Source organism: Pseudoflavonifractor sp. 60, from assembly GCF_009911645.1.
GTDB lineage: Bacteria > Bacillota > Clostridia > Oscillospirales > Oscillospiraceae > Lawsonibacter.
The window spans coordinates 1-9465 of sequence record NZ_QWKI01000259.1; the positions used below are offsets into that span (position 1 = coordinate 1).

At 60.0% G+C, this 9465-nt stretch carries 9 protein-coding genes and 1 pseudogene; 3 read left to right on the forward strand and 7 right to left on the reverse strand.

Going from position 1 to position 9465, the window contains the following annotated elements; genetic code table 11:
- Nucleotides 1-1250 (reverse strand): annotated as a pseudogene (locus D1646_RS21115) (hypothetical protein); the annotation flags it as partial.
- A gap of 202 nt (nucleotides 1251-1452) precedes the next feature.
- Nucleotides 1453-2907 carry an MATE family efflux transporter gene (locus D1646_RS21120; protein WP_160638340.1) on the reverse strand — a complete coding sequence of 485 codons (1455 nt, stop codon included), beginning with the start codon at nucleotides 2905-2907 and terminating at the stop codon, nucleotides 1453-1455.
- Between the two features lie 163 nt (nucleotides 2908-3070).
- Here D1646_RS21120 and D1646_RS21125 point away from each other — a divergent pair, with 163 nt between their 5' ends.
- Nucleotides 3071-3970, forward strand: a complete 900-nt coding sequence (locus D1646_RS21125; RefSeq protein WP_160638341.1) for a LysR family transcriptional regulator — start codon at nucleotides 3071-3073, stop codon at nucleotides 3968-3970.
- 494 nt (nucleotides 3971-4464) lie between these two features.
- The gene (locus tag D1646_RS21130; protein WP_160638342.1) at nucleotides 4465-5778 is read left to right on the forward strand and encodes an alpha-amylase family glycosyl hydrolase; all 1314 of its coding nucleotides are present in this window, start codon (nucleotides 4465-4467) and stop codon (nucleotides 5776-5778) included.
- Between the two features lie 145 nt (nucleotides 5779-5923).
- On the opposite strand, the gene D1646_RS21135 is transcribed toward D1646_RS21130, so the two are convergent.
- From D1646_RS21135 to ruvX, 5 genes are all read right to left on the reverse strand, one after another.
- Complete coding sequence (locus D1646_RS21135) at nucleotides 5924-6232, reverse strand: type II toxin-antitoxin system RelE/ParE family toxin (RefSeq protein WP_160638343.1); 309 nt, start codon at nucleotides 6230-6232, stop codon at nucleotides 5924-5926.
- On the reverse strand, nucleotides 6229-6528 hold the full coding sequence (locus tag D1646_RS21140) for a type II toxin-antitoxin system RelB/DinJ family antitoxin (RefSeq protein WP_160638344.1): 300 nt from the start codon (nucleotides 6526-6528) through the stop codon (nucleotides 6229-6231). Before D1646_RS21140 ends, D1646_RS21135 begins: the two co-directional genes overlap by 4 nt.
- Nucleotides 6529-6639: 111 nt before the next feature.
- Nucleotides 6640-7050 carry a DUF6291 domain-containing protein gene (locus D1646_RS21145; RefSeq protein ID WP_160638345.1) on the reverse strand — a complete coding sequence of 137 codons (411 nt, stop codon included), beginning with the start codon at nucleotides 7048-7050 and terminating at the stop codon, nucleotides 6640-6642.
- A gap of 190 nt (nucleotides 7051-7240) precedes the next feature.
- Complete coding sequence (locus D1646_RS21150; protein WP_160638346.1) at nucleotides 7241-7825, reverse strand: ribonuclease domain-containing protein; 585 nt, start codon at nucleotides 7823-7825, stop codon at nucleotides 7241-7243.
- A complete protein-coding gene (ruvX, locus tag D1646_RS21155; protein ID WP_160638347.1) occupies nucleotides 7822-8253 on the reverse strand; it encodes a Holliday junction resolvase RuvX in 432 nt (143 codons plus the stop codon). Before ruvX ends, D1646_RS21150 begins: the two co-directional genes overlap by 4 nt.
- Before the next feature lie 881 nt (nucleotides 8254-9134).
- Here ruvX and D1646_RS21160 point away from each other — a divergent pair.
- On the forward strand, nucleotides 9135-9465 hold a 331-nt coding region (locus tag D1646_RS21160; protein ID WP_160638348.1), incomplete at its 3' end, for a hypothetical protein.

Consider the following 9465-nt stretch of genomic DNA (forward strand, 5'->3'; position numbering starts at 1 on the left):
TTTGCTCCGCCCACATAGTAGTCGGTGTCAGCCATACCGGACTGGGTGTTCATCACATTGTACACACTCCAGCCCACATAGCCGGAGCAGTCCACGCCGGCATAGTGATACTGATTCCACAGGCCAAACTGATAGGTGGTGCTGGTGTAGTCGTTGTCGTTGCGGTAGCTGAAATTGGCGTCCTGCTGCTGGAAGAAGTCGATCCAGGTCTGGGGGATACCGATGGTCCGCCCCTGGGGGCTGGAGGCCACATCCTGCCAGTCCCAGGTGCCGCCGTAGACATACAGGGCAGTACCCACGGGCTCCAGGGCGGTAGCCAGATAGTTCTTCACGGTGCGCAGACCGGGGGTCCCGCTGACGGGGGCCTCGTAGGGCTCCGCCACAAAGGCCTGGTAGACCACCTGGGCGGGATCGCCGTACACCTTCACAGTCTTGCCCGCCAGACTGGACATGCTGGTACTGGTGACCACAGCGCCGCCCACCTTGGGGTCGATGGCGTAGCACTTGGTATCGCTGCTCAGCCCCACGGGGGAGCCGTCCACCGTAATGCTGGAGGCGGAGACGGCGGAGACGGTGCCCTCCACGCCCTCGGCCTCAGAGGCGGCTGTCACCACACCGCCAGAGACGGTGATGTTGTACACATAGCCCTCGTTCATCAGGTTCTGGAGGGCGTAGTTGTTGTCCGCAGACACCTTGGCGGTCTTCTCCTCGCCGTCCACAAAGAAGCGGTGGATCATGTCCTCCTTGGGAATGATGGTGTCAAAGCGGGAGCTGGACATACAGGCAAAGGTGCCGTAGCCCTCCACGCCCACATAGACCACATATTGGTAACTTCCGTCGGCCAGAGCTGCGGCCTCCCGCGCTGCGGCGTTTTCCCGCAGGGCGGCCATCGCTTCGGCCTCTGCGGGAGACTCGGGCACGTCTGCTCCGGGCTCCTCAGGAGTCTCCGGTGTCTCTGCTCCGGGCTCCTCGGGGGCCTGGGGAGTCTCCGGCGTCTCCGCTCCGGGCTCCTCGGGAGTCTGGGGAGTCTCCGGCGTCTCCGCCCCGGGCTGCTCAGGGGCCTGGGGGGCCTCCGGCGTCTCCGCTCCAGGCTCCTCAGGAGCCTGGGGGACCTCCGGCGTCTCCGCCTCGGGCTGGGACATCTCGGTGATGATTGGCTGCACCGCCTCATCCACTGTGGCGAAGACGGGCGCGGCCATAGGAAGCATCATGGCTGCCGCCATCAATATGGCCAGCATCTTCTTTCTCATAATTCTCCTCCTCTGTCGTTAAACGTGGTTCCGAAAAAATACGGCCCTCCTTTCTCTTCATCCAACTAAATGGATAAAATAAAACTGCTGAAATAAAAACCAGCAGAAACGAAACACAGTGTAAGACAACACTGCCTTCATTTCTGCTGGATTTCAGTTCTGACGACTGGGCCGCTTGCCCAATCAATATGAACAGAAGCAGCTATTTACTTGTGCACCCCATCCGCGATGTGTGAGCCCTATCATAGCGCACCTCTCCAATTTTGTCAAGAGGGCCGGAGAAAAAAAGTCCGCTTTGTTCACTGTGCACAATTTTCAAGGGTGGCTTTCTCCGCTCCGGCGGCCCAGCGCAGGTCACCCCTGCCAGGATATACCAGAATGTGACCACACCCATCCAGCCCAGCCCGGTGGCCAGCCCCACGGCGGGCAGTCCCATAGCAGGCGTCAGGAGGAAGGAGAGCAGGACCCGCAGGGAGATGTGGCCGGTGGCGCCGATGACGGGCAGGCTGACCCGGCCCCGGCCCCGGAAGTAGCCCGCCAGGCCGCTGCCCAGGAAGTTGAACACGTAGAAGCAGGCCACTGTCCGCAGATAGCCGGCCCCGGGGCCCAGCGGACTGCCGGCGGGGAGCACCAGTCTCAGGCAGGGCTCCGCCCAGAGGAGCATGACCAGGGACATGAAAGCCCCCAGGCCCAGCAGCAGCCGCTGGCCCCTGCGGAAGCCCTCCCGCACCCGGCCGCCCTGGCCGGCTCCGGTGTTCTGGCCGGTAAAAATGGCGGTGGCCTCCGCGCCGCTGTCCCCGAAGGAGTTGGCAAAGCCCTCCACCCGGGTCGCCGCGGTAAAGGCGTTGATGGCCTCCTCCCCCAGGGAGTTCACCGCCCCCTGCACCAGCAGCTTTCCGATGTACAAGTTGCACATATGCAGGGCGGTGACCGCGCTGAAGCGGGCGGTGCGCCGGAGCAGAGGCAGGTCCAGCACCATGTCCTCCCGGCCAAACATCAGCTGGGGGAAGCGCAGCCGGAGGTAGCCCCCGCACAGCAGAGCGGCCAGCGCCTGGGCCAGCACCGTGGCCAGCGCCGCCCCCTGGACTCCCATGGACAGCCCCGCCACCAGCACCAGGTCCAGGGCCAGATTGACCCCCATGGACAAGGCGAGGAAGGCCAGGCCCGCCCGGGTGTTGCCCACCGCGCGCAGGACCCGGGAGCTCAGGTGGAAGGCGAAGGCGGCGGGGAAGCCCAGGAAAATGATCTGGAGGTAGGCCCGGGCGCAGACCGCCACAGAGTCCGGCGTGCGCAGCAGGGCCAGCAGGGGCTCCAGGGCCAGCAGCCCCAGGGCGGTCAGCACCAGCGAGGCCCCCGCGCCGAAGATCCCCGACAGGAAGAACTCCCGGCGGAAGGCGGACCGGTTGTCCCCTCCGCAGAACTGGGCCAGAAGGGTCCCCACACCGTCACAGCCGCCGCTGATGAGGAAGAGGAACAGGTTCATCACCGAGCCCGCCACTCCCACCGCGCCAAAGGCGGTACTGCCCACAAACTGGCCCACAATCACCGCGTCCACTGCGTTGTACAGCTGCTGCAAAATGTTGCCCAGCAGCAGCGGCCCCGACAGGGCGATCAGCTGCCGGGTTATGTCCCCCTGGGTCAGACGGCCTTGGTCCATTCAAATCCGCTCCTTTGTGTCCGCGTCCGGCGGACAGTTTGGGAGTGGGAGAACAGCCGTCCCCCTCTCCGCTGCCCAGTATAGCAGAGGGGCAGAGCCTTGTAAAATGCCGATTTCCCTGCTATAATATAATGTATCTGTTATATTTAAGGGGGACCGGCCTATGACCCAGCAGGGCATTGAAATTTTTCTGGCGGTGGCCAGCCTGGAGAGCGTCTCGGCGGCGGCTCAGGCGCTTTACATCACACAGCCCGCAGTGAGCCGCCACCTGCGGGCGCTGGAGGAGGACCTGGGCTGTCCCCTGTTCCACCGGGGCCGGGGCCAGCGGCGGGTCGAGCTCACCGACCAAGGCCGGGACTTTATCCAGGTGGCGGAAAAGTGGCGGGTGCTGTGGCAGGAGACCCGGGAGGTGGCCGCCCAGGACCAGAGACAGCTGCTGCGGGCCGCCTCGGTGGGCAGTCTGGTGTCTGATCTGCTCCCCCCGGTGTTCCGGGATTTTTTGGCGCCGGGGCGGGCTCTCACCTTCCACAGCTACCACTCCCGGGAGGCCTACGACTATGTGGCCCAGGGGCTGGTTGACCTGGCCCTCATCTCGGACCATATGTACAACCCCCAGGTGGAGACCGTCCCCGCCTTCCGCTCCGCTATGGTCCTCCTCACCGGCCCCGGACTGCCCTGGCCGGAGCGGGTGGTCCCCGCTGAGCTGGACCCCGCCAAGGAGCTGCGCCTGCCCTGGAATCCGGAGTACGACCTGTGGCACTCCTTCTGGTTCAGTACGGCCTCCTCTCCCCGGGCGGTGCTGGACCAGATGTCGCTGCTGGAGGAGTTCTTCGGCTGGCAGGACAGCTGGTGGGACAGCTGGGCCATTGCGCCGGCGGTGGTGGCCGTCCCCATGTCCAGGAAACTGGGGCTCACCATCCGCACCCTGGAGAACGGCCCCCCCGACGAGATCATTTACTACCTCCTGGGCCCCCGGCGGAAGGAGGAGCTGACCCGGATCTTCCTGGACTGCCTGGACCGGGAACTGAGACGGCGGCCTGAGGTGGTCTCGCTGATGGGTTAAGCGGGCAGGGATTGACCAGCAGAAGCAATTCTAAAGTCACGAAGTTGTGCGCCATAGGACGACAAGCTCCCGCCGTTTGTACGGCCCGGCGAAGCCGGGCCGGGCCCCTTTGAAAAGGGGCTCCGCGAAGCGGTGGGGATTGATTTGCTGGCATTACTTCTACTTGTAATCTCAAATAGAAGCAGTCGTCCTAAGACAATCCCCCGCCCCAGTGTGCGCACTGGGGCACCCCCTTTCAAAAGGGGGCAAGCGGCTTCGCCGCTTGTGGGGCCCTGCTTCGCAGGGCTCATCCTACGCCCCAGTGTGCGCACTGGGGCACCCCCTTTCAAAAGGGGGCAAGCGGCTTCGCCGCTTGTGGGGCCCTGCTTCGCAGGGCTCATCCTACGCCCCAGTGTGCGCGCTGGACTACGAATGACCTTGCGAAAACCGGCAAATTGTAGTATGATAGGGACGGTTCAAATTCTCGCCTCACGGGGCGAAAGGAGAGAAAACATATGTGGTTTGACGAAGCAGTCATCTATCAAATCTACCCCCTGGGTCTGTGCGGCGCACCGGCAGAAAACGACGGGGTAGCGGCTCCCCGCATCCTGCGCCTGCTGGACTGGGTGGAGCATATCAAGAAAACCGGGGCGGACACCGTCCTTCTCAATCCGGTTTTCGACAGCGACCGCCACGGCTATGACACCCGGGACTATTTCCATCTGGACCCCCGCCTGGGGGCCGACAGCGACCTGGAGCAGGTGTGCAGAGCCTTCCACGACGCCGGCCTGCGGGTCATGCTGGACGGGGTATTCAACCACGTAGGCCGGGGCTTCTGGGCCTTTAAGGACGTGCAGGAGAAGCGGTGGGACAGCCCCTACAAGGACTGGTTCCACATCAATTTCGACGGCAACACCAACTACAACGACGGCTTCTGGTATGAGGGCTGGGAGGGCCACAACGAGCTGGTGAAGCTGAATCTGTTCAATCCGGCGGTGGTGGAGCATCAGTTTGAGGCCATCCGCTCCTGGGTCGACCGCTTCGGCATTGACGGCCTGCGGCTGGACGTGGCCTACTGCCTGCCCCCGGAGTACCTGAAGCAGCTGCGGGCCTTTGCCAACGGCGTCAAGGCCGACTTTGTCCTCATGGGAGAGACACTCCACGGGGACTACACCCGCTGGATGGCCGACGATATGTGCCACTCGGTGACCAATTACGAGTGCTACAAGGGGCTGTGGTCCGCCTTTAACTCCATGAATATGTTCGAGATCGGCCACTCCCTGGCCCGGCAGTTTGGCCCGGAGCAGTGGACTCTTTACAAGGGAAAGCACCTGCTGTCCTTCCTGGACAACCACGATGTGGACCGTATTGCCTCCAAGCTGACCAATCCTGAACACCTGCGCCCCGCCTGGGCAATGGCCTTCGGAATGCCGGGCGTTCCGGCGGTGTACTGCGGCAGCGAGTGGGGCATCACCGGCAGCAAGGGCCGGGGCAGCGACGCCGAGCTGCGTCCCGCGCTGGAAAGGCCGGAGTGGAATGAGCTGACCGATTGGATCTCTCGGCTGGCCCAGGCGAAAAAGGGCAGCCGGGCGCTGTGCTATGGGACCTACCGCAATGTGGTGCTCACCAATCAGCAGATCATCTTTGAGCGGGCCTGTGACGGCGAGCGGGTCCTGGTGGCCATCAATGCCGGCGGCTCCCCCTACACCGCCCACTTCGACGCCGGCTGCGGCAGAGCGGCGGACCTGATTACCGGCCAGCCCCACGACTTTGGCGGCGGTTCTGAGCTGCCCCCCTACAGCGCCTTCTTCTGGAAGTGCGAGCGGTAAACTCCATCAAAACAGCCCCCACCGGTGACGGCGGGGGCTGTGCTTATGCCTGCTTCAAACAGGCGTCCAGACAACTTTGAAATTTCTGCTCCGTATTGGAATATATATCCATTTTTCTTTGTAAAGCTGTCTGCATTATATCAAACTAATCAAACAGAATCGACATATAATCTTGCCGTCCATCCAGAATCCGAACGACAGAAATTTGCGTCTCGTCCTCAATACGATAGAATACCAGTTGTTTGGAGACAATCAGAAACCGCAGATCGAAATCTACATCATATTTGCTGCTGAGGGAAACTCCCATGCTAGGATTGTCTGCCAGAAGTGAGACAGCACACAGAATGGACTCTGTCAGCTTTTGGCCAGCTTGCTTATTGTGCAAAATGTTTCCTATATAATCCTGTTTCTGTTTGATATCCCGCAAAGCAGCGCCTTTGTATCTGATTTTCATTTTTCCACTCCAAGTATCTGATATATCTCATCCTCAGAATAAGAAATGGGGTCAGACAATCCCTCCTCCAACTCCTTCAACAATCTTTTCAACGCTTTTGCTCTCACCAGTTCTGCGTTGTCCTCTGTGACCAAAAAGGGTAGTCCTCCAGCGTTAAGGGACTGCTGAAAAAACACATTGACTGCATCAGTCAGGGTGAGGCCGCTTTTTGCGTAAACAGATTCCAAATTCCGGCGGATTTCCGGATTGATTCTCATTCGGAACGTATCGGTCTTAGTGGCAGAAACAATGTCCATAAGGAACCCTCCTTTTATATAACATTATGATAGCATACCCAGGGCTGTATGTCAATATTTGTGGTTACATTGTGGCTACATATGTACAGTCATCTCCTCGTTCAGGCCCAATCACTTAAGCCATCTTCCCGTCTCCTCACTGTTTTGCTCCAGCAGCCGGCGGGTCCGTTCCATCTCCTCCCGGATTTTTTTCTCATCCTCCGGAGTGGGGGCGGGCGCGGGACCGGGAGCCATGCTCTTTCTGGGGCGGGGGGAGCTGGCGGCGCTCCTCTGGCGGCTCAGCCAGCGGCGAGTATCCCGGAAAATGTTGGTCGCCATAAAGCCGAACACCAGCTGCGTCCCGCCATCCATCTGGGGGAATGCCTCCGCCACCTGCTCCATTGCCGTGTCGGTGTCCCTGCTCAGGCGGCTGCCGTATTCCATCAGGGCGGTGAACAGCCAGCCCCTCTGGTCCGGGGGCAGGGCGGTTACCATGGGGTAGTTGTCCAAATAGACCAAAATGCTCTTTTTCGTGTTGCTCAAAAAAACACCTCCTCACTGTTACCAGCGAAGAGGCGGAAAGTTGTACGTTTTTGTACACTTGGGATTCCCTATGGTTATGGTCATCGTTATTGTAATCGTAATGGTCATCGCTATGGTTATGGCGCCCGGGGCGGGCTGTCAGAGAGAGCTGGGGGAAAATTCTTTCTCTCTTTGCCGGCTCCGGAAACTGTCAGGGCTGGCCGTACAGCAGTTCAAAGCTCTCATAGTGGTCCTCGGTGTAGTAGACCAGCCCGTCGTTGGAGAAGACGATGCGCTTGGCCCCCCGGGAGCTCTCCCCTGCCGTGTCAATGTCGCACTCGGTATAATATCGCCCCTGCGCCTTGGGGAGCAGGCCCTCCCGATTGCCGAAGGGGGACCCCCCAATGGCGGTGCCCTCGCCGGTGTAGCGCTCCACACTGCCGCCGTGCCAGCCGGCCTCCTCCGCCTCGTCCTTGGTGACGTAGTTGCCGGGCAGCTGGCCGTAGAGGTGGATGTACAGGGCTACCTCATCCTTGGAGGTATACCAGCCGTCCTCGGCGACGGTCCCGTTGCCCTCGTCCGACTTGCCGCTGGAGTCGTTTCCCAGGCTGACGTCGCCCGGGCCCTCCTCCGGGACGCTGGAATTTTCCGCTTCCGGCAGATCAGCCAGACTGCTGGCTGCCTCCGCCGGGGGGTAGTAAATGTTGGCGCTGGAGACCGCGTCGGGCTGTCCGCAGGCGGAGAGATTTAAAACCAGCAGCAGAGCCAGCAGTGCGCTGGAAAAATGATGCTTCATTGGGGTGCATCCCCTTTCAGTCGTTTGTAATTCAGATAGTTCTCCAAAATCAGAGAGGCGGCCACCGCGTCCACAAGCTTTTTCCGCTTCCGCCCGTTCTTGCCCTGGCTGAACAGGATCTGGTGGGCGTCGATGGTGGTGCGCCGCTCGTCCCAGAGGATCACCTTCATGCCGGCGGCCTCCTCCAGGGCCCGGGCCAGCCCCCGGTAGAGCTCCGCCCGGCGGCTGTCGGTGCCGTCCATGTTCCTGGGAAAGCCCAGCACGACCTCGCCGGGACGGTGCTGCTCAATGAGCTTTACCAGCTCATCCACCACTGTCTCCTGCCGCCGGCTGTTGATGGTGGTGGTGGTCCCCGCCAGCAGTCCGGTGGGGTCGGAGATGGCTACCCCCGTGTGGGCGTCGCCGTAGTCAATGGCCATGACGCGCATGGGCTCCCCTCCTCTCGTCTGGCCTATTATACAGGAAAATTCCCGAAAGAGCAACCCAAACTTGTCAGCGGCCGCAGAAGCCCGTTTTAAGGGGGACTCCCGCGAAGCGGTGGGGATTGACTGGCAGGCACTATTTTGACTTAAAAGCTCGAATGGAAGCAGCTTTCCTAAGACAATCCCCCGCCCTCGCTTCGCTCAGGGGCCCCCTTTGCCACAGGAGTTGGAGGATGGGTTACCTAATCCGGATGCGGTGAACCGGAAAGCCGCGGGTGAGCTGCTGGTAAGCAGGACCTATTATGTGGTAAGTACCACTATGAATGGGGAGTTTTCCGCACATTGCGCTAATAAATTTCTTTTTGGACCGGTGTAAATAGAGAAACTGACCACAAATCGGTCATGTCCAGTATGTCTTGTTGTAACCGACCATGTCCTGAGTGTACGGCTCGTAAAGCAGAGGATGATTATACAGCCATCAGCCCCATAGGAGTACTGTCGCCGTTGATGTTTTCGTGCGCGGAAAACGGCAGAAAGCCATTAAGGCCGAATGTCCTTGGCAGAATATCATACAAGTCAAGGATGGCAGTCGGGCCAAAGGGACGGACTAAAACCGATATGTAAAGCTAAAGCATAGGGAACAAAGGAACCACGGACGGCACTTCAATTTGTTGAAGTAAGTGAAGTGACACCTTCGCCGCGCAGGTAGGAAATGACCTGCTAATCCGTGGGACAGCAGCCCGTAGTAACGATGATGTCCGCAATAATAAGGCGGACGGAGCGAAGGGGCATAGTCAGTGCAGATTGTATGTGAACAGAAAGTCGAGGAAGCCGTAGGCATACCTGACTAACACCAGAAACACCAATCCCGAAAGGAGGCGGTGCGTATGGCACAACAATTCGACAGCCCACAAACCGAAATCCAACTGCGCGAAATCCAGGATAAGCTGTACCAGCACAGTGAGGAGGCCTATGACGCGGGCGGCCGCCCAGCGTTCAAGGGACTTCTGGAAATCATGTCAGCAGAAACAACAATTGTAACTGCAATGTCCGCGCCAGTGATAAAATGTAAAAAAACGCTGAGGAAAAAATGTAAATTTGTGGCGGAGAGGAGAAAAAAAGATAGACTCCCCAAAGGACAGAAAAAGCGTCCGGAAAGGGAGTCAGGAAATGAAAGGAGCACAGTGGATGGATATCCGAAACGAGAGGCAGCAAGGG

Coding starts and splice junctions, on each gene's coding strand:
- D1646_RS21120 (WP_160638340.1), bottom strand. CDS start 2,907: ATGGACCAAGGCCGTCTGACCCAGGGGGACATAACCCGGCAGCTGATC.
- D1646_RS21125 (WP_160638341.1), top strand. CDS start 3,071: ATGACCCAGCAGGGCATTGAAATTTTTCTGGCGGTGGCCAGCCTGGAG.
- D1646_RS21130 (WP_160638342.1), top strand. CDS start 4,465: ATGTGGTTTGACGAAGCAGTCATCTATCAAATCTACCCCCTGGGTCTG.
- D1646_RS21135 (WP_160638343.1), bottom strand. CDS start 6,232: ATGAAAATCAGATACAAAGGCGCTGCTTTGCGGGATATCAAACAGAAA.
- D1646_RS21140 (WP_160638344.1), bottom strand. CDS start 6,528: ATGGACATTGTTTCTGCCACTAAGACCGATACGTTCCGAATGAGAATC.
- D1646_RS21150 (WP_160638346.1), bottom strand. CDS start 7,825: ATGAAGCATCATTTTTCCAGCGCACTGCTGGCTCTGCTGCTGGTTTTA.
- ruvX (WP_160638347.1), bottom strand. CDS start 8,253: ATGCGCGTCATGGCCATTGACTACGGCGACGCCCACACGGGGGTAGCC.